Consider the following 19,357-nt stretch of genomic DNA (forward strand, 5'->3'; position numbering starts at 1 on the left):
ATCGGGTCGCGCAGCCTCATGGTTCGCCGATAAGGTCTTCGACGGCGTGAATCAGAGTCTCGTCGTGGAAACTGCTCTTGGTCAAATAGTAATCCGCACCGGCATCGAGCCCGCGGCGCCGATCCTCCTCGCGGTCCTTGTAGGAGACGATCATCACCGGGGTCTTGCGCAGCCCGCTGTCCTTCTTGATCAGCGTCACCAGCTCGATGCCGTCCATGCGCGGCATGTCGATATCGGTCACGACCAGGTCGAACGAACCGGTGCGGACAGCATTCCAGCCATCCATGCCGTCGACGGCGATCTCGACCTCGAAGCCGCGATGGTCGAGCAGCTTCCTCTCCAGCTCGCGCACGGTGAGCGAGTCGTCGACGACGAGGATGCGCTTGCGCTGCTTCTGCCCCGCGCGAACCGGACGGTGCTCCAGCGTCTTGATGGGGCCGCTCGAGACCAGTTTCTCCATCGAGCGGACCAAATCGTCGACATCGAGGATCAGTACGGGCGAGCCGTCCTCCAGCAAGGCGGCGGCGCTGACGTCCTTGACCTTGGCAAGGCGCGCATCCAGCGGGCGCACCACGAGTTCGTGCTCGCCGAGGAAACGGTCGACTACCAGCGCGTAGGTATCGCTCCCTTGGCCGACGACGACCACGGCAAGATCGGATTCGGCGGATTGCGGCTCGCCGCGGCCGAGAATTTCATGGGCGGTGATGAGCCCGACCTGCCGGTCGTCGAAACGAAAATGCGGGCGACCTTCGAGGGAAGCGATGTGCTCCCGCGGCAAACGCAGCGCCCGCGCGATGCCCGCGAGCGGAAGGGCATAGGGCTCGCCGTCGATCTCGACGAGGAGCGCCCGGATCACCGAGAGCGTCAACGGCAACTGGAGCTGGAAGCGGGTGCCGCTCCCCAGCTGCGAGCTGATCTCCACCTGGCCGCGCAGCTGGCGGACCATCGCCTGAACGGCATCGAGCCCGACGCCGCGCCCTGAAATATCGCTCAGCGTCGACTTCATCGAGAAGCCCGGCAGGAAGAGGAATTCGAGCAGCTCCGCCTCGCTGAGGTCGTGTACGGCCTCGGCCGTGGTGAAGCCGCGATCGACGGTGGCTTGCCGCAAGGCGTCGAGATCGATGCCGCGACCATCGTCCGCGACGATGATCTGCAGCAGCCCGGCGTGATGGCGCGCCTCGATCCGGATGATCCCTTCTGCCGGCTTGCCGGCGGCTTCGCGTTCCGGCGGGTCTTCGAGCCCATGGTCGATCGCATTGCGCAGCAGGTGGCCGAGCGGCGCGTCGAGCTGTTCGAGGATGTCGCGATCGATGCTCGTCGCGCCGCCGACGATGTCGAGCCGCAACCTCTTGCCGAGCGCGCGCCCGATATCCCGGACGGTTCGGGAAAAATGCCGGACACCATCCTCGAAGGGCCGCATCCGGCTTGCCAGCGTCTCGTCGTAGAGACGGCTGGCAAGGTCTGTCGCCTGCCGGTCGACGGCATCCAGCTCGTCCAGCCGCTGGCCCAGGATCGCCTGGCTTTCCTGCAGCTTGAGCTGCACGGCATCCAGCGCCAGCAAGGCGCGGGGATCGCTGGTCGCGGCCGGCATCGCGGCCTGCAGGGCATCGACGCTCCGGACGAGCTCGGCATGCACCCGCCGCAGCCGCAGCAGACCGTCGTTGAAAGGCCGCAGGCGCCGCGACGCCATCAGGGACTCGCCGGCGAGCCCGAGGAGGCGGTTCAGGCTCTCGGCCGTGACCCTGACCATCCGGCTGCCCGGCCCATCGCCCGGCAATGGCGTCGGCTCTCCGGGGGATGGAGTCGTGGCTTCCCGGTCGATGTGCGCGGGAGCGGCCTCGGCGTCGCTGCGCACGAGGCTGTTCGCGTCGCCCGTGGCGGAGGCGTGCTGAAGAGCATGCACGAGACGATCGATCCGGCGCTCGGCTTCGGCCTCGTCGGGACCGTGCTCGGAAGCGAGGGCCGTCAGCAGGTCGATGCTCTTGAACAGCGCGTCGATATGGGCGTGGTTCAGGCGCAACGTTCCGCGCTGCGCCGCGACCAGGCACTCTTCCATCTCGTGGGCGACCCGCACCGCCGGCGTCAGGTCGATGATCCGCGCCGCGCCTTTGAGCGAGTGGGCGGCCCGCATGCAGGCTTCGAGATGAGCTGCCGAGACCGGGTCCCGTTCCAGCGCGAGCAGTCCGGTCGTCAGCGCCTGCGATTGCGAGGAGAGCTCGGCGCGGAACAGCTCGAGCATGGAGAGCTCGCTGAAGTCCTCGCCGCTCATGCGATGCTCCGGTCGATCAGCTCGGTCAGCCGGGTCTCGTCGAGGCAGCCCACCGCCCGATCGTTCCACGGGAGCACGCTCGTGACAACGCTGGCCGCGGCCCTGCCGATCGTGGCGGGAACGGCGCCCAGGCCGTGCCGGTCGAAGGTATGCAGCCCGTGGACTTCATCGACCTCGAAGGCCGAGCGCCCGCCCGCGGTGCCGATCACGACGAGTCGGCGGAAGGCGGTGATCCGCTCGCCGGCCCGCGGTGCCGCCTCGGTGTCGATGCCGAGGAGCTCGGACAGCGAAACGCAGACGAGCAGCTCCCCGCGGACATTGACGATGCCGCGCACCGCGCCGCTGCGGCGATGAGGCAGGGAATGGATCGGGCGCGGCTCCGCGATCTCCTGGCAGCTCGCGGCCGGCAGGCCGAGCCATTCCGTCCCGAGCCGGAAGATGAGGACACTGGTGAGCGCGTCGTGATCCACCTCCTCGCTCGCGGGCCGGGCGAAGAGCCGCGTCCACTCCTCGCGATAGCCCGGCGGCAGCGGTCGATCCAGCAGCCGACGGGCGATCTGCGCGTGCGAAGCACCGTTGCGGCCAGGCCGCGACGTCTCGGTTTCCGGACCGGGCTGGCCCCCGTTGTCGAGGCTGCTTGTGGCGTGCGGTGTGTTCACGTCGGCTGTGGCGGACATCAGGCTCCGCTCCTCTTCGTCAGCCGGTCGAGCCGGTCAGCCAAGGCCCGCGCTCCCGCCTCGTCTCCCCGGCGCTGCAGCAGCAACCGCAGATGCGCCAGCGCTTGGCGGTGGTCCGGCGCGAGGTAGAGGGCCTTGCGGTAGTTGCCCGCCGCATCCTCTTCGGCATCGTCCGCGTCCTGCGCGAGGCCGAGCAGATAGAAGACCTCGGCCGACGGGCCGAAGGCCGCGATATGGCGCTCGGCCGCCGCACGGGCTTCGGCGAGGCGTCCGGCATTGGCCGCGCTCTCGATGGCGGCAAGACCCGCGGCCTCGCTTTCCGGTGACGAAGCCGGAGCGCTCGGCGCCATGGTCGCTCGGCTTGCGAAGGGGCGAGGCTTCGGTTTGGGGGGAGCGCTCGAGGCGGTCGATGCCGGCAGCTTGCGAATTGCGGGCGCGTTCGCTTCCGAACGCGATCTGGCCGTGGCGCCCGGCGTGGGCGCTTCCTTCGTGAAGGCGAAGGCGCGTGGCAGCCTTGCCGATGTGAAACCATGCAGGGAAGGCAGGCCCGACTCGCCCGGCCCGACCAGAAGCAGGCCTTTGCCAGACAAGGCCTGCCGGAGCGCTGCGAGGGCGGATGCCTGCGTCTCCCGATCGAAATAGATCAGCAGGTTGCGGCAGAAGATGATGTCGTAGGCCTCGCGCTCCATTGGCCTGGTGGGGTCGAGCACGTTGCCGAGCGAGAAGCGGACCGGGCGTCGCACGATCTCGTGCGGCCGGAAGCCGCCTTCCAGCGCCTCGAAATAGCGCTCGCGGAAGGACAGATCGCTGCCGCGGAAGGAGTTCTTCCCATAGATCGCGCGCCCGGCCAGGGCGAGGTTGCGGCTGCTGACGTCGATGGCGTCGATCGCGAAATCCGTTGGCCCGAAGCCGGCATCGAACAGCGCCATCGCCATGGAATAGGGCTCTTCCCCGGTCGAGCAGGGCAGGCTCAGCAGCCTGATGGGGCGGTCTGTGAGCTTTGTCTCGCGTGCGTGCCGGACCATGGCGGCGAAGGCTTCGCGATCTCGGAAGAACCAGGTCTCCGGCACGATGACCGTGTCGATCAGCTCCTGGCGCTCGCTCTTGTTCCCGGCCAGATAGCTCCGATAGGCGTCGAGGCTGGGCAGTCCGCAAGCGGTCATGCGCCGTGTCAGCGCGTGGCGAATGACGGAAGCTCCGACCGTTTCGGTGCTCAGGCCGATCATGTCCCGCAGCATCTGCTCGAAATCGCCGGTGGCTGCACTGTTCTCCATCACGGCTCTGCCGTCAGTTGCCGGAACAGGATGTCGCGGATTTCCGGCGGCAGCAGAGCCTCCGGCTTGATCCATTGGATGAGCCCGGTCTCGTCGGCAGCGACCGGTCCGAGATAGGGAGGCGTTCCAGCCTCGACGCCGGAGGCGACGAAATCCGCGGGGTCGCGCTTGGTCGTCTCGATGGCCCGCTCCGCGACCAGCCCGAGGAGCTTATGCTCTCCCGGGCCCGTCGGATAGCGAAGCAGGAGGATTCGCGTGCTCAGCACCGGCGCGGCCGGGCGCCCGAGCGCCAGCAGGGAAAGGTCGATCAGCGGCACCGGCGTGCCGTGATAGCTGATCGCGCCGATGACCCCGGCGGGAGCGGCCGGCAACTGCTTTGCCGAGAGCAACGGCAGCACCATTTCGACCTGCGCGGCATCGAGCACATAGCGATCCTGCCCTAGCTGGAACATCAGGAACAGCATCGGTCGGCCCCGTTCCGGTTTCCGTTACGCTCGCAGCTTGAAGCGCGAGATGCTGCTGCGCAGCCCGCCCGAAACCTGGTTCAGCTCGTCGATCGCGAGGGTGGATTGCTGCAGGGATTCGACGGTCTGCTGGGCGGCCTCGCTGAGCTGCCCCAGCGCTTCGCTGATCTGCCCCGCGCCGGTCGCCTGCGCCTGCATGCCCTCGTTGGCGACCTCGAAGCGCGGCACGAGGCCCTGCACCTGCTCGATAATTTCCGAAAGCTGGCCGCCGACCTGCTGGACGTCCTGCATGCCGCGCCGCACCTCCTCCGAGAACTTGTCCATGCCCATCACGCCGGCCGCGACGGCCGACTGGATGTCCTTGACGATCTGCTCGATGTCGTAGGTCGAGACCGCCGTCTGATCGGCGAGGCGGCGGATTTCGGTCGCCACCACGGCGAAGCCGCGGCCATATTGTCCGGCCTTCTCCGCCTCGATCGCGGCGTTGAGCGAGAGCAGGTTGGTCTGGTCGGCGACCTTGGTGATGGTCGTGACGACCTGGTTGATGTTGCCGGCCTTCTCGCTGAGGATCGCCAGCTTGGCATTGATCGCGCCTGCCGCATCCATGACCTGCTGCATCGTGGTTTCCATCCGCGCCAGCCCGGCCTGTCCGCCGCCGGCCAGCGTCGCGGTCTGCTCGGCGACGCCCGAGACCTCGTCCATCGTGCGCACCAGCTCGTTCGAGGTCGCCGAGATTTCCTTGGCGGTAGCGCCGATCTCCGTCGTCGTGGCGGCGATTTCGCTGGCGGTCGCCTGCTGCTCCTTAGAGGTCGCCGCGACTTCCGTGATCGAGGTGTTGACCTGGATGCTCGACTTCTGGATCTGGCCGATCAGCCCGGCCAGATCGTCGGCCATCGCGTTGACGCCATCGGCGACAGTGCTGAACTCGTCGCGGCGAGACAGCGCGAGCCGTTCGCTGAAATCGCCGCGCCGCATCATCTCGACCATTCCGAGCAGCTTGCCGAGCGGCACGGTGATCGCCCGGAACAGCAGGTAGCCGCACAGCAGGGCAAGGCCGAGCGCGATGATGAATGCGACGATCAGCCCGAACTCGGCGGCGCGGACGATGCGGACGATATTGCGGGTCGATTCGTCGGCCTCGGTCTTGTTGAAGTCCATCATCGTCCGGAGCGCGGTGCGCAGCCGCGCGGCGCGGGGCTCGATCTCGTTCTTCACCATCGCGCTCTGGTCGATCGTCTGCCCGTTGCTGGCCGCAAGCTTTACGGCCGCGATCATCGCGTCCTCGACCGGAACAAACTGCTCGAACAGCCGCTGCGCCTCGGTGTGGTTCTTGCGGTCCTGCTCGGAGTCGATGGTGGGCTCATACGACTTCAACAGCGAGCGCATCCGTTCCCTGCTCGCCAGGATGGCATCGCTCACGCGGCTCCTTTCCGCCGCCGTGTCCGAAAGATGGAATTCATGGCTGAGGCCGTCGGCCTCCGCCCATGCCGTGGTCAACTGGGCGCTGTAGTAGAGGCCGGGGACCGTCTTGGTCTCGACGGCCAGCGCCTCGCGTTCAGTTTGCAGAAACCAGACATAGCAGAGCGCCGCGATAGCGGACATCACCGCGAGAACTGCGGCGAAGCTGAGCAGGATACGGCGGCGTATCGTCAGGCTCTTCATGATTCATTCCATCGTCGGGGCACTGTGAAGCGCGTTTCGGCCGCAATACCGGCGTGCGAACGGAGCGCTGCCAAATCATCGTTAGCGCGGAGTTATTTCCCGACTGTTGAAGAGCGCCGTTACGATTCGACCGACTATCTCAATCCAGACGCGGCGAAGCTTGCCGGCGCTCCCGCAGGAAATCGGCCGCCTGATAGCGCCAATAGGTCAGCTGGACGGCAGCCGTGCCGAACGGGCCGCCATTCCAGGCGAGGCCGAAGGGCGCAAACAGCTTGAACCGGTCGCTGTCGCCCCGGATCGCCTCGGCAATGACGCTCCCGCCGATCGCCGTAGTGTTCATGCCATGGCCGCCGAAGGCCGTGCAGTACCAGACACCCGGCCGGTACTGCCCGATCTGCGGCATCAGATGGCGCGCATAGGACATCAGGCCCGACCAGGCGAGCTCGACCTTCAGCCCCGAAAGCTGCGGATAGGTCGTGACCATCTCGCGGCGCAGCAGTGCCGCGACATCGCGCGGCTCTGTCGTGCGTGTCGTGATCCGGCCGCCCCAGAGGATGCGGTTGCCGCCTTCGACGAGCCGGTAATAGTCGCCCGCGCGCCGATCGTCGCCCACTCCGGCGCCGGTGCGGATGGCCTCGCTGATCAGCTCCGGCGCCGCCTCCGTGAGCAGCACATAGGTGGCGATCGGCAGGTAGGCGTGCTTCAGCGGGGCGAACAGTCCGCCCGTGTAGCCGCCCGTGGTGAACAGCACCTGCTCGGCCTCGATCGTCGCCTGCGCCGTGCGCAGGCGCTTCACCGGCCCGGCGAGGTCGCAGGACAGGACCGGCGATGCTTCGTGGATCGCGCCGCCGAGTCGCACGATCTCGCGGGCGAGAGCGCGGGCATAGTTGAGCGGATGGAAGTGGAAGGCGTCGTCGTCCGCGAGCGCGGCGTGGTATTTGGGCGAGCGCAGCAATTCGCGCGTTTCCTCGCGCGGGAGATAGCGCAGCTTGCGACCGAAGCGCTTCGCTTGAGCGTCGCGCTCTGCCTGAAGCGCGGCGCCCCCGTCATAACGTAGGGCCCGCATGATGCCCGGCGAAGGCGCGGCGTCGTCGATGCCGAGCCTTTCGATGTTGCGCCGGACGATGTCGACGCCCTCGATGGTCAGGCGATAGAGTTCCTCCGCCTGCTGACGGCCTGCCTGGCGCTCGATGGCGGAGAGCGAAGTCGCATATCCCGCGCTGACGAAGCCGCCATTCCGCCCCGAAGCCCCCCAGGCGACACGTTCGGCTTCCAGGAGCACGATGGAACGCCCGGCCCGCGCCAGCTCCAGCGCCGCGGTCAGACCCGCCAACCCGCCGCCGACGATGCAGATATCCGCTTTGATCTGCCCGTCAGCCGGCGGGTAGCTTTCACCCGAAGCAAGGGTACGGCGATAATAGGTGTCGACATAGGACGGGGACATGCGGTCTCGCGCGGCAGGCTGAAGGCAGGTTCGGCGGGCAGCTATCGCGCGATCCGCCGCCGCCTTCCAGAGGGCCGGACCAGATGGCCCTCATGCCGTCAGCGCCTACTCAGCGGCCTCCGACACGGCCGCACCCGGCGGGTCATAGGCCTGGATCGGCGGCAGATTGCCGTCGAAGCGCTCGACCTGCACCGTCGTCAATTGCCCGGTACAACCCTGCGCCAGCGCCGAGGTGCCGATATCACGGGTCAGCACGTTCGGATTGCCGTGGACGCAGAGCGGCTTGTCCTCGGTCGGGTCGACGGGATCGTACCAGGCGCCCGTCGGCAGCTGGATCACGCCGCGGCGGATGCCGTCGGTGATGTGGACCGCGGCAAGGCACGCCCCGCGCTCGTTCGAGAGGCGGATGATGTCGCCGTCGGCGATGCCTCGCGCGGCGGCGTCCTCCGGGTGCATATGCGCGACCTCGCGGCCGCGATGCTTGGCATCGCTGCTATGGCCGCCGAAATCGAACTGACTGTGCAGGCGCGTGCGGGGCTGGTTCGCGACGAGCACATAGGGATTGGCGGTGTCCGGAACGTTCGTCGCGCCGAGCCAGGCCGGGTGCCCGAGGCAGTCCGTCTCCCCGAAGCCCGCGATGGTCTCGGAGAAGATCTCCAGCTTGCCGCTCGGGGTCGGCAAGGGCGAGGCGGCCGGGTCCGTGCGGAAGGCGCGCAGCTTGCCGCCATCGTCGGTTTGCTGCGGCAGCTCGTAGCCGTCGCTCGCCCAGAATTCGGCGAAGCTCGGCGCCGGCAGCCCTTTCGCCGCCAGGGCCTCGCGCGTCGGCTCGTAGAGATGTTCGAGCCACTGCCGGACGTCGCGCCCCTCGGTGAAGGCGTCGGCGGTGCCGAGCCGCTCGGCGAGGCCTGCAAAGATCGCGTAGTCGTCGCGCGCCTCGCCATAGGGCGCGACGACCGGATGCATCGGCACGAGCAGCGGATCGTTGGAGTTGCCGCCGATATCCTCGCGCTCCAGCGTCATCGTGCAGGGCAGAACGACGTCGGCGTGGCGGGCCGTCGCGGTCCAGGCCAGTTCGTGAACGACGAGCGTGTCAAGCCGGGCGAAGGCCTGCCGCAGCCGGTTCAGGTCCTGATGGTGGTGGAACGGGTTGCCGCCGGCCCAGTAGACCAGCTTGATCCCGGGATAGGTCCGGGTCTGGCCGTTGTAGCGGTAGGTCGTCCCCGGGTTCAGCAGCATGTCGGAAATGCGCGCCACCGGGATGTAGTCGCTGACCGGATTCAGGCCCTGCGAGAACGTCGGCATGGGTACGGAGTTGTAGCGCCGCCCGTAATAGGCGATGGCGCCGAGCCCATAGCCATAGCCGCCGCCGGGCAGGCCGATCTGGCCGAGCGCTGCCGCGAGAACCATGCCCATCCAGACCGGCTGCTCGCCATGCGCGGCGCGCTGCAGGGCGTGCGCCACGACGATCAGGGCGCGCTTGCCGTGCAGGCGCCTGGCCAGCGCCACGATCTCGTCGGCCGGCAGGCCGGTGATCGGCGCGGCCCAGGCCGCATCCTTGGGCTGGCCGTCGCTCTCGCCGAGCAGGTAGCGCTCGAACACCGACCAGCCAGCCGTGTAGCGGTCGAGGAAGGCGCGGTCATGCAGCCCGTTGACGACGAGCGTGTGGACGAGCGCGAGCATGAGGGCCGTGTCGCTGCCCGGCACGTTCGCCACCCACTCGGCGCCGGCCTCGGCAGGCAGGTCGCTCCGCAGCGGGCTGACCAGCACGAACTCGCAGCCGCGCTCCTGCGCGCGCTCCATCGCGCCGCGCTCGACATGGCGGCTGATGCTGCCGCCGGCGACCATGCTGTTCTTCAGCGCCATGCCGCCGAAGGCGAGCACGATCTCGCTGTGCTCGGCGATCTGCTCCCAGGAGACGTTGCGTTTCACCAGATCCTCGTAGTCGCCGATGATATGCGGCACGAGGACGGAGGAGGCGCCCGAGGAGTAGCTGTTGACCGAGCGCACATAGCCGCCGGTCGAGGTGTTGAGGAAGCGGTGGATCTGGCTCTGGGCGTGGTGAAAGCGGCCCGCGCTGGCCCAGCCATAGGAGCCGCCGAAGATCGCGCCGGGGCCGTGATCGTCGCGCACGCGCCGCAGTTCGCCGGCCAGCCTGTCGAGCACAGCCGACCAGGACATCGGCACGTATTCGTCCCGGCCGCGGCGGTCGTCCGGGCCCGGCCCGTCTTCGAGCCAGCCGCGCCGCACCATCGGCTGCGCGATGCGGGCGCAATGGCGCAGGGCCGCCGGGAAGTTCTGGATGATCTCGTTGGGGTCGGGATCGCCGACATGCGGGCGGACTTCGAGCTGCCCGTCCTTCATCCGCGCCGAGAACACGCCCCAATGCGAGGTATGTGGGCGAAAGGCCTCGTTTTCGGTCGAAGCCTCGGGTGCCTGGCCGGCGGGGCTCGTCATCGCCGCGATCCTCGTCAAGTGAGCTGGGAACGATGATCCGTCATCCGCCGGTCCAGCGCGGATCGCAAGAGAAATCGGGGCTTGATCGATGCGTTGGAGGCAGACCCTTCTGCTGGAGTTCATGGTCCCGGCAAGTCAGAGTGGGCGGCGGCATTGCATGGAGAGTGAGGGGACTATGCAGAAATTCTCCGAAGAGATGGTCGTGATCGAAAGGCAGGGCGCCGTGTTGACGGTGACCATGAACCGACCCAGGGTGCTGAATGTCCTGGACGAGGCGCTGGCGGATGCTCTCTTGGCCGCTTTCGCGCCCATCGCGGCGGATTCGACCATCAAGGCGGTCATCCTCGCCGGCGCCGGCCGTTCCTTTATGGCAGGCGGCGATCTCTCCCGTTTCCACGCCGATCTCGCGAACGCGCCTGCAACCGCCGGCCTGCTCATAGACCGCTTCCATGCGCTGATGCGTCTGATCAAGGCCCTCCCGCAACCGGTGATAGCGGCGGTCCAGGGGCCGGTCGCGGGCGGTGGCGTCGGTCTGGCGCTGGCCTGCGACATTGTCATTGCTGCGCAGGGCGCGAGCTTCCTCTCGGCCTATACGAAGCTCGGAACCAATCCGGACGGCGGAACGACATGGTCGCTGGCGCGGCTGCTCGGCCCCCGGCGCGCGCTCGAATTCGTGCTGCTCAACGAAGCGATGGACGCAGAGACCGCGCTGCATCTCGGCCTCGTCAACCGGGTGGTGCCCGACAGCGAGCTGGCGGAGGCGGCGCTGGCTATTGCCGGGCGCCTGAGCCAGGGCAGCTTCGGCGCCAACAAGGCGAGCAAGGCTCTCGTCCAGGCAGCCATGGAAGGCACTTTCGACGAACAGCTGGATCTGGAGAAACGCGCCTTCGCGGCCAATGCCGGAACGGCGGATTTCAGGGAGGGCATTCAGGCCTTTTTCCAGAAGCGCGCGCCGCGGTTCTGACAGGTGTCACCTTGAAAGCGGGAAGGCCCCGAAAATCGTTTGCAACGCCGCCTTTGCTTGACATTTATCATGTCCAGCGGTGTCATGAAGGTGAGTTGGTTGACCCTGATCGGAAGGTTTGCACCCTCGGTTCCCGCGCCGCGCGCGGATGGTCGGCTTTCACATGAAACCTACAGTCTCAGACTATACCGTGGCGATGCCCTGGTACGAACCAGAGGATTTCCCGCTGCTATGGGAACTCGCCCATGATCGCTCCGAGATGCCGCCGCGCTATGAGGACTGGCGCAGTAACGCGGAGGCCGTGATGAACGTCTGGCTCGCCAGAGGGCGAGCCTTGCAGATCGTCACGATTCGGCCAGGGCCCTTCCTGGCTTGGCTTGAGGCTCGAGGCCTGCCGAATACGGCCGAGAACCGCCGCCGTTATGTCGAGGATCTCGTGACCAGCAATCATGATGCGGCCTGATGGGCCGGCGGTCTGATTTCATCCGCCATCGACGCCACAGGCGCCGCGTCAGGAGCGCGCGGCAGTGACCACGACCTCGATCATGGCGCCACCCAGATCGGCCACGCCGACGGTCGCCCGGGTCGGCATTTCGTCACCGAAGAAGCCGGTCCAGGCGGCGTCCATTTCCTTCTTCCGGGAGAGGTCGGTGACGAAGATCTGCGCGGCGACGATCGCCTTGCGATCGAGCCCGACCTCGCCGAGATAGCCTTCGATCTTGCCGAGGATGTTCTGGGTCTGCGGGCCCATGGACTGTGTGGTGTCGTCGGCGACGACACCACCGACGAAGACGAGATTCCCTGTTTCGACGATGCGGTTCTGGATCGGTGTGCGGATCGAACGCTTGATGGTCATGGGTCTTCTCTCCCGTGTGATGGCGCGTTCACCTGCGCCACAAGCAAGGATGCTATAGGGGCTACGTATCTGATATCCCTGACTCTGCCGGAATGGAGTCGCGGATGCCTCGTCATCGCAGGCTTTGGTTTCGAAGTGATTGGCCTGGCTTCCAGAGTCGGGGGGATCGCCGTGCAGCCCGCTGTCTTCCACGAACGGCAGCGCGACCTGCTGCCCCCTCGCTTCCGCTGCGAGTTTTGCGAAGCTTGATGCTGAGACGTTCTGGCCGGCCTTAATTGGCAAAGGAGCCGGCATCAAATGGGCGCTGACATGAAACCGTTCTGTAAAAACGGGTGTCAACCAAACCCTTGTTACTGCACCACTCTTTGACGCCGAAGCGAGAAAGAGTGGTGCCCAGGAGAGGACTCGAACCTCCACGCCCTTGCGAGCGCCAGCACCTGAAGCTGGTGCGTCTACCAATTCCGCCACCTGGGCAACGGCGGTTCGTTTACGGGGGGCGAGTCGTCCTGTCAACGGGCTTGCGGAAATGAATTGCATTCGCCTGCCGGTGGGCTGTGGAAACCGCTGCGGAGCGGCGCGCGAAGGCGGGAAAAAGCAGCGATGGCGCGGCTTCGTGCGGGGTGGGAGCTGTCGGCCTAGGGCGAAACGCCGCAAGCCGCCAGCAGGGGCGCGTTCGCCGCAAAAGGCATTTCCACTTTGGCGAGACATGATCTAGGAGGGCAGAAGTATTCTAAACGGAGCTTTCGCGATGGCCTCTCAAGCCCCGGCCCAGCAACTCGTGACGGTCTTCGGCGGCTCCGGCTTCGTCGGCCGCCATGTCGTGCGGGCGCTCGTCAAGCGCGGCTACCGCGTGCGCGTCGCGGTGCGCCGGCCGGACCTCGCGGGCTTCCTGCAGCCGCTGGGCACTGTCGGCCAGATCCATGCTGTGCAGGCCAATCTGCGCTATCCGGTTTCGGTGGCGGCTGCGGTCCAGGGGGCCGACGCCGTCATCAATCTCGTCGGCATCATGCAGGAGCAGGGCCGCCAGAGCTTCTCGGCCGTGCAGGCCAACGGCGCCCGCGCCGTGGCCCAGGCCTGTGCCGCCGCAGGGATCACCCGGCTCGTCCATGTCTCGGCGCTGGGCGCCGATGCCGAATCGCGCTCTTCCTACGCCCGCAGCAAGGCGGAGGGCGAGGCTGCGGCGTTCGCTTCCGTGCCGGATGCGATCGTGCTGCGCCCCTCGGTGATGTTCGGGCCCGAGGATACTTTCTTCAACCGCTTCGCCTCGATGGCCCGGATGCTCCCGGTCCTGCCGCTGGTCGGCGGAGGGGCGACCAAGTTCCAGCCTGCCTTCGTCGGCGATGTCGCCGAGGTGGCGGCGCGCGCGGTTGACGGCACGATGACGGGCGGGCGCGTCTACGAACTTGGCGGGCCGGAGGTTCTGAGCCTGCGCCAGGTCACGGAGGAGGTCTGCCGCGTGACCGGGCGCAAGCGCCTGCTGGCACCGCTGCCGTTCCCGCTGGCGCGGATCGTTGGAAGCGTGCTGCAGGTCGCCGACACGTTGACGCTCGGCCTGATCCCGGACGAGCTGGTGCTGACCCGCGATCAGGTCACGCTGCTCGAGAGCGACAATATCGTCTCGCCGGCTGCGGTCGCTGAGGGGCGGGACTTCGCCGGCCTCGGGCTCGCCCCGACCACGGTCGAGGCCATCGTCTCGTCCTATCTCTGGCGTTTCCGCAAGACCGGTCAGTTCGACGCCGCCCGGGCGAGCTGAGGCACCCCGCTTCGGCTCGGGAGGCGCGCGTGCCGTTCGATCTCGTCATCTATGATTGCGACGGCACGCTGATCGATAGCGAAACGCTCTATAGCGAGGTCAGCCTCGTTCTCTGTCACGAGATCGGGCTGACGCAGTGGACGCTCGACGACTACAATACGAACCTGATCGGCATCCCGCTCGTCGACGGCTTCAAGGTGATCGAGGCCGCGCTCGGGCGACCGCTGCCTTCCGATTTCGAAAGCCGGATCGAGGACGGCGTCGCAGCCCGGCTGGAGCGCGAGTTGCGGGCTCTGCCAGGCGTGCATGAGGCGCTGCGCGAACTGGCCGGGCGCCGTTGCGTCGCGTCCTCGACGAGCCTCGAGCCGCTGCGGCGCAATCTGGGCCTGGCCGGACTGATCGACCTGTTCGATCCGCATGTCTTCTCGGCGTCGCAGGTTGCCCGCGGCAAGCCGGCGCCGGATGTCTTCCTCTTCGCCGCCGCGCAGATGGGTGCGGAGCCGGAGAACTGCCTGGTGCTGGAGGATTCCGTGCCCGGCGTGCAGGCCGCGAAGGCTGCCGGCATGCAGGTGGCCGGCTTCACCGGCACCGCCCATGACAAGCCCCGCACGCGCGAGCGCCTGCTGGCGGCCGGCGCTGCGGCCGTGATCGATGACTATCGGGAATGGCCTGGCGAGGCGGCGCGGCTTGCGGAGCTGCGCGCCGCCTGAGCGGTTGGCCCGTCAGAGCATGCTGGGCAGCACGCGATCCGGCGGCTTGTGTCCGTCCATGAAGGTCTTGATGTTGACGATGACCTTCTCGCCCATGTCGGCGCGGCCCTCATGCGTGGCCGAACCCATATGCGGGAGGACCACCACCTTGTGCTGGCGCGCGAGCTTGAGCAGGCGCGGATTGACCGCCGGCTCGCTCTCGAACACGTCGAGGCCGGCGCCGGCGAGCTCCCCGGCTTCCAGCATGCGGGCGAGCGCGGTTTCGTCGACGACCTCGCCGCGCGCCGTGTTCACCAGGATGGCGTCGGGCTTCATCAGCTTGAGACGGCGCGCCGAGAGCAGATGGTAGGTCGCCGGCGTATGCGGGCAGTTGACCGAGACGATGTCCATCCGCGCCAGCATCTGGTCGAGCGAATCCCAATAGGTCGCGTCGAGCTTCTCCTCGGTGCGAGCGTCGACCCGGCGGCGATTATGGTAGTGGATCGACAGCCCGAAGGCAGCGGCGCGGCGCGCCACGGCCTGGCCGATCCGCCCCATGCCGACGATGCCGAGGCGCTTGCCGGTAATGCGCCGGCCGAGCATCCAGGTCGGCGACCAGCCGGCCCAGTCGTCGTCGGGGATGACGCGCGCGCCTTCCGCGATCCGGCGCGCCACCGCGAGGATCAGAGCGATCGTCATGTCGGCGGTGTCGTCGGTCAGCACGCCCGGCGTGTTGGTGACGGTGATGCCGCGCTGCACGGCGCTGGCAACGTCGATATTGTCGACGCCGTTGCCGAAATTCGCGATCAGGCGCAGCTGGTCGCCGGCCTGCGCGATGATGGCCGCGTCGATCTTGTCGGTGACGGTCGGGACCAGCACATCGGCGGTCTTCACCGCTTCGACGAGCGCGGCCTGCGACATCGGCTTGTCGTCGATGTTGAGCCGGGCGTCGAACAATTCGCGCATCCGGGTTTCCACCACGGCGGGCAGCTTGCGCGTCACCACGACCAGGGGCTTCTTCTTCGACATGGCGGTCACCCTTCCGTCATTCGCCGCATCCGTCGCATGCCCTCAACCAGCCATTAACCCTGATGGCCCAGGAATGACGACGGCTGCGCGGCCGGCATGAGCGTTCTCTAGGCGGCGCCGCAGCGGAAGACAACTTGACCCTTCGCTGGGGGGCAGGGCGCTTAGCAGGAGAGCGGTGGATGAAGGCCTCGTCGATGCGCCGTCTGGCCATGATCGGCATTGTATTCACGGGCTCGTCCTTCGCTGCTTTCGCGCAGGACATGCAGGCCGGGTCGGTCACCGGCCTGCCGGTGCCGCGCTATGTCAGCCTCAAGACGGACCGGGTCAATCTGCGCGAAGGGCCGTCCAAGGAGCATCGCACCCGCTGGGTCTATCAGCGCGCCGGCTTGCCGGTCGAGGTCACGGCGGAGTTCGAGACCTGGCGCCGGGTGCGCGATGCCGACGGAACCGAGGGCTGGGTGCTGCACAGCCTGCTCTCCGGGCGCCGCACGGCGCTCGTGGCGCCCTGGTCCCGGAACAAGGACGAGGTCTTCCCGATGCGCAGCGCGGCCGCAGAGGACGCAAACGTCGTCGCGAGGCTGCAGTCCGGCGTCGTCACTAGCGTGGCTGCCTGCGTCAATGCCTGGTGCCGCGTCAGCGTCGGCAACATCACCGGCTTCATCCGCCAGGAGCGGCTCTGGGGCGTCTACCCGAACGAGAAGGTCGACTGAAACGCGGCCTGCCGGCGGCTACTGCGCCGTCAGCGGTCGCCCGCCGCGATCAAGAGCAAGCCGGCCCGTGTCGCGCAATAAGCCGCCGATGCAGGTGAGGCCGGGAACGCGGCAGCGACAAAAATGCAGGCGAAGGCTCGTCGCGCGATTGGGAAAACGCATCGTACCTCGCTCGTGCTTGGCCTTTCGAGCGGAAAGGTCGACTTCAGCTCTCGATCTTGCGCAGCCGTACCACCACATCGACGCGCGCGATCTCATAGCCCTCGGGCGGCGTCGGCAGGCTCGCGACATCGATCTCCTGAGCGGGGATATCGATCACCCGGTTCTCGCCATCCACGACGAAATGGTGATGGTCGTGATCGGCGGTGTCGAAATAGGCCTTGGCGCCGTCGAGTGTCAGCTCGCGCAATAGGCCGGCTTCAGTGAATTGGCGCAGCGTGTTGTAGATCGTCGCGAGCGAGACCGGGATGCGCTCCTTCATCGCCTCCTCATAGAGCATCTCGGCGCTGATATGGCGCTGGCCCTTGGCGAAGAGCACCCAGCCGAGCGAGACGCGCTGGCGTGTCGGCCGCAGGCCGACGCGGCGGAGCTTCTCGCGGATGTCGTGGAACGGGCATCCCTGCCGCACCGCCGAAACCTGGGCCTGATCCTGGGAGGTCAGATCGCTCATGCCGTTTTGCGTGCCCTCATCCGAAACGGACGCTCGATGCTCCGCCTGCTGATTGAAATCATCCTAAGAAATGTAGGGCCTCGGCTTCCTCGTCGCAAGCATGACGCCGTTATTGGGAACCCGGTCTCGCCTTTCCTTGATCTGGCGCAGTGTCGTTGCGTTTTTTTGATGCTGCCATGGTTTTTGATGCTGCAATGTGGGTCGGCGCGCCTGTGCCCTTTCGTTTCCGGTTCCCGCTGTGTTAGGCACGGCTGAGAATACGCCGGTCGAATCCAGCTGGCGCAAGGGAGCGGAACGGGAATGCAGCGTCAGTCGTCTTTCAGCTACGAGGAGATCCTCGCTTGTGGTCGCGGGGAACTGTTCGGGCCGGGCAATGCGCAGCTGCCGCTGCCGCCGATGCTGATGTTCGACCGTATCACCGAAATCGCGGAAGAGGGTGGCGAACACGGCAAGGGGCTCGTTCGCGCCGAATTCGACATCAAGCCCGACCTCTGGTTCTTCGACTGCCATTTCAAGGGCGATCCGGTGATGCCGGGCTGCCTGGGTCTCGATGCGCTCTGGCAGCTCACCGGCTTCTTCCTCGGCTGGCTCGGCCTGCCCGGCCGCGGCCGGGCGCTCGGCGTCGGCGAGGTCAAGTTCGCCGACCAGGTTCTGCCTTCCGTCAAGCGGGTCGTCTACGGCGTCGACTTCAAGCGCGTCTTCAAGTCGAAGCTTGTGCTCGGCATCGCCGATGGCTGGCTCGAGGCCGACGGCAAGCGTATCTATACGGTCAGCGATATGCGGGTCGGCCTGTTCAAGCCGGAAGCGGCCTGAGGAAAAACAGCCGCATGACCTTGCGCCTTGTGAGCGCGCGGTCCATTTGCGCGGTATGATCCGGAGCAGCGGGTGTGCCCCGCTGCGGGCGGGTAGCTGGAGATAAGCGAGCATGAGACGCGTCGTCGTCACCGGGATGGGCATCGTCTCGTCCATCGGCAACAACACGCAGGAGGTGCTGGCCTCGCTGCATTCGGCGAAATCGGGTATTTCCCACGTCGCCGAATTCGCCGAGCACGGCTTCCGCAGCCAGGTTGCCGGCGTGCCCACGCTCGATCCCGCCACGGTGCTTGACCGGCGCGCCATGCGCTTCCACGGCGGTGGCTCGGCCTGGAACCAGGTGGCGATGGAGCAGGCGATCGTCGATGCCGGGCTCGAGACCGCCGAGATCAGCAACGAACGCACCGGCATCATCATGGGCTCGGGCGGCCCTTCGACCCGCGCGCTGATCGACGCCTACGACAAGGCCCGCGAGAGCGGTTCCTCGAAGAAGGTCGGCCCCTTTGCCGTGCCCAAGGGCATGTCCTCGACCGCCTCGGCCACGCTCGCGACCTGGTTCAAGATCAAGGGCGTCAACTATTCGATCTCCTCGGCCTGCGCGACCTCGAACCACTGCATCGGCAACGCCTACGAGCTGATCCAGTGGGGCAAGCAGGACATGATCTTCGCCGGCGGCTGCGAGGAACTGGACTGGACGCTCTCCGTCCTGTTCGACGCCATGGGCGCGATGTCCTCCGACTTCAATGCGACCCCGGCTCGCGCCTCGCGTGCTTATGACGTGGCGCGCGACGGCTTCGTCATCGCCGGCGGCGCCGGCGTCGTCGTGCTGGAGGAGCTGGAGCACGCCAAGGCGCGCGGCGCCAAGATCTATGGCGAGATCGTTGGCTATGGCGCGACCTCGGACGGCTACGACATGGTCGCTCCCTCCGGCGAGGGCGCGGTACGCTGCATGCGCATGGCGCTGGAAGGCGTGAAGGCCAAGGTCGATTACATCAATCCGCACGGTACCTCGACCCCGGTCGGCGACGCCAAGGAGATCGAGGCGATCCGCGAGGTCTTCGGCGCCGGCGACAAGTCGCCGCCGATTTCGGCGACCAAGTCGCTGACCGGCCACTCGCTGGGCGCGACCGGCGTGCAGGAAGCGATCTATTCGCTGCTGATGCTCAACAACGACTTCATCTGCGAGAGCGCCCATATCGAGGAGCTCGACCCGGCCTTCGCCGACATGCCGATCGTGCGCAAGCGCATCGACAATGCCGGCCTCGGCTGTGTCCTCTCCAACTCCTTCGGCTTCGGCGGCACCAACGCCACCATCGTGATGAAGCGCCTGGAGGCCTGAGGCCGCCATGCTCTTCATGGTGATCGAGCATTTCGATCAGGCCCGCGTGAAGGACGTCTACGCCCGCTTCCAGGAACGCGGGCGGATGGCGCCGGAAGGCTTGCGCTATGTCGAAAGCTGGGTCGCCGCCGATCTCGGCCGCTGCTTCCAGATCATGGAATGCGACGACGTCGCCCTGCTGCAGGAATGGGTCCTGCAGTGGAGCGATCTTGCCCGTTTCGAGATCGTGCCGGTCGCTACATCGAAGGCCGCCGCCGCGGCGATCCTGAAATCCGGTTAGCCGTCGAGCC

18 protein-coding genes and 1 tRNA gene are annotated in these 19,357 nt (G+C 67.0%); 8 read left to right on the forward strand and 11 right to left on the reverse strand.

Going from position 1 to position 19,357, the window contains the following annotated elements; translation table 11 throughout:
• Positions 1-16: 16 nt before the first annotated feature.
• From AC2FAN_RS10675 to AC2FAN_RS10705, 7 genes are all read right to left on the reverse strand, one after another.
• Entirely contained in the window at positions 17-2,269 is a 2,253-nt protein-coding gene (locus AC2FAN_RS10675; protein WP_485173858.1) for a hybrid sensor histidine kinase/response regulator, read from the reverse strand.
• Positions 2,266-2,946, reverse strand: coding sequence for a chemotaxis protein CheW (locus tag AC2FAN_RS10680; RefSeq protein ID WP_476806951.1), 681 nt, complete (start codon positions 2,944-2,946; stop codon positions 2,266-2,268). The genes AC2FAN_RS10675 and AC2FAN_RS10680 overlap by 4 nt, the downstream gene beginning before the upstream one ends.
• Positions 2,946-4,220 carry a CheR family methyltransferase gene (locus tag AC2FAN_RS10685; RefSeq protein ID WP_485173860.1) on the reverse strand — a complete coding sequence of 425 codons (1,275 nt, stop codon included), beginning with the start codon at positions 4,218-4,220 and terminating at the stop codon, positions 2,946-2,948. The genes AC2FAN_RS10680 and AC2FAN_RS10685 overlap by 1 nt, the downstream gene beginning before the upstream one ends.
• Entirely contained in the window at positions 4,220-4,684 is a 465-nt protein-coding gene (locus tag AC2FAN_RS10690; RefSeq protein ID WP_265051880.1) for a chemotaxis protein CheW, read from the reverse strand. Before AC2FAN_RS10690 ends, AC2FAN_RS10685 begins: the two co-directional genes overlap by 1 nt.
• Before the next feature lie 24 nt (positions 4,685-4,708).
• Entirely contained in the window at positions 4,709-6,346 is a 1,638-nt protein-coding gene (locus AC2FAN_RS10695; protein ID WP_485173862.1) for a methyl-accepting chemotaxis protein, read from the reverse strand.
• A gap of 139 nt (positions 6,347-6,485) precedes the next feature.
• Positions 6,486-7,790 carry an NAD(P)/FAD-dependent oxidoreductase gene (locus AC2FAN_RS10700; protein WP_485173864.1) on the reverse strand — a complete coding sequence of 435 codons (1,305 nt, stop codon included), beginning with the start codon at positions 7,788-7,790 and terminating at the stop codon, positions 6,486-6,488.
• Between the two features lie 105 nt (positions 7,791-7,895).
• Positions 7,896-10,244, reverse strand: coding sequence for a molybdopterin guanine dinucleotide-containing S/N-oxide reductase (locus AC2FAN_RS10705; RefSeq protein ID WP_485173866.1), 2,349 nt, complete (start codon positions 10,242-10,244; stop codon positions 7,896-7,898).
• A gap of 175 nt (positions 10,245-10,419) precedes the next feature.
• On the opposite strand from AC2FAN_RS10705, the gene AC2FAN_RS10710 reads away from it, so the two are divergent.
• Together AC2FAN_RS10710 and AC2FAN_RS10715 are read left to right on the forward strand one after the other, a co-directional pair.
• On the forward strand, positions 10,420-11,208 hold the full coding sequence (locus tag AC2FAN_RS10710; RefSeq protein ID WP_485173868.1) for an enoyl-CoA hydratase/isomerase family protein: 789 nt from the start codon (positions 10,420-10,422) through the stop codon (positions 11,206-11,208).
• A 163-nt stretch (positions 11,209-11,371) separates the two neighbouring features.
• On the forward strand, positions 11,372-11,671 hold the full coding sequence (locus AC2FAN_RS10715) for a hypothetical protein (RefSeq protein ID WP_485173870.1): 300 nt from the start codon (positions 11,372-11,374) through the stop codon (positions 11,669-11,671).
• A gap of 48 nt (positions 11,672-11,719) precedes the next feature.
• On the opposite strand, the gene AC2FAN_RS10720 is transcribed toward AC2FAN_RS10715, so the two are convergent.
• Both AC2FAN_RS10720 and AC2FAN_RS10725 read right to left on the reverse strand, forming a co-directional pair.
• The gene (locus AC2FAN_RS10720; RefSeq protein ID WP_265051886.1) at positions 11,720-12,064 is read right to left on the reverse strand and encodes a Rid family hydrolase; all 345 of its coding nucleotides are present in this window, start codon (positions 12,062-12,064) and stop codon (positions 11,720-11,722) included.
• A 387-nt stretch (positions 12,065-12,451) separates the two neighbouring features.
• Positions 12,452-12,538 (reverse strand) — tRNA-Leu (locus tag AC2FAN_RS10725).
• A 274-nt stretch (positions 12,539-12,812) separates the two neighbouring features.
• Here AC2FAN_RS10725 and AC2FAN_RS10730 point away from each other — a divergent pair.
• Together AC2FAN_RS10730 and AC2FAN_RS10735 are read left to right on the forward strand one after the other, a co-directional pair.
• The gene (locus AC2FAN_RS10730; RefSeq protein ID WP_485173872.1) at positions 12,813-13,817 is read left to right on the forward strand and encodes a complex I NDUFA9 subunit family protein; all 1,005 of its coding nucleotides are present in this window, start codon (positions 12,813-12,815) and stop codon (positions 13,815-13,817) included.
• Positions 13,818-13,846: 29 nt separating this feature from the next.
• The gene (locus AC2FAN_RS10735) at positions 13,847-14,527 is read left to right on the forward strand and encodes an HAD family hydrolase (RefSeq protein ID WP_265051911.1); all 681 of its coding nucleotides are present in this window, start codon (positions 13,847-13,849) and stop codon (positions 14,525-14,527) included.
• 12 nt (positions 14,528-14,539) lie between these two features.
• Here the strand turns inward: AC2FAN_RS10735 and AC2FAN_RS10740 are convergent, their stop codons facing one another.
• Complete coding sequence (locus AC2FAN_RS10740) at positions 14,540-15,535, reverse strand: 2-hydroxyacid dehydrogenase (RefSeq protein ID WP_265051912.1); 996 nt, start codon at positions 15,533-15,535, stop codon at positions 14,540-14,542.
• Positions 15,536-15,714: 179 nt separating this feature from the next.
• Here AC2FAN_RS10740 and AC2FAN_RS10745 point away from each other — a divergent pair, with 179 nt between their 5' ends.
• A complete protein-coding gene (locus AC2FAN_RS10745) occupies positions 15,715-16,245 on the forward strand; it encodes an SH3 domain-containing protein (RefSeq protein WP_265051913.1) in 531 nt (176 codons plus the stop codon).
• A gap of 205 nt (positions 16,246-16,450) precedes the next feature.
• Here the strand turns inward: AC2FAN_RS10745 and irr are convergent, their stop codons facing one another.
• Positions 16,451-16,915 carry a Fur family transcriptional regulator Irr gene (gene irr / locus AC2FAN_RS10750; RefSeq protein WP_265051914.1) on the reverse strand — a complete coding sequence of 155 codons (465 nt, stop codon included), beginning with the start codon at positions 16,913-16,915 and terminating at the stop codon, positions 16,451-16,453.
• Between the two features lie 300 nt (positions 16,916-17,215).
• On the opposite strand from irr, the gene fabA reads away from it, so the two are divergent.
• The 3 genes from fabA to AC2FAN_RS10765 all read left to right on the forward strand — a co-directional run bounded on the left by fabA (position 17,216) and on the right by AC2FAN_RS10765 (position 19,347).
• On the forward strand, positions 17,216-17,728 hold the full coding sequence (gene fabA / locus AC2FAN_RS10755; RefSeq protein ID WP_089176843.1) for a 3-hydroxyacyl-[acyl-carrier-protein] dehydratase FabA: 513 nt from the start codon (positions 17,216-17,218) through the stop codon (positions 17,726-17,728).
• 112 nt (positions 17,729-17,840) lie between these two features.
• Entirely contained in the window at positions 17,841-19,067 is a 1,227-nt protein-coding gene (gene fabB / locus AC2FAN_RS10760; RefSeq protein WP_265051915.1) for a beta-ketoacyl-ACP synthase I, read from the forward strand.
• 7 nt (positions 19,068-19,074) lie between these two features.
• Positions 19,075-19,347 (forward strand): DUF3303 domain-containing protein, encoded by a 273-nt coding sequence (locus tag AC2FAN_RS10765; protein WP_265051916.1) that lies wholly within the window; start codon positions 19,075-19,077, stop codon positions 19,345-19,347.
• Positions 19,348-19,357 lie beyond the last annotated feature (10 nt).

It is taken from the genome of Allobosea sp. RIT-PG3_2 (assembly GCF_057321085.1).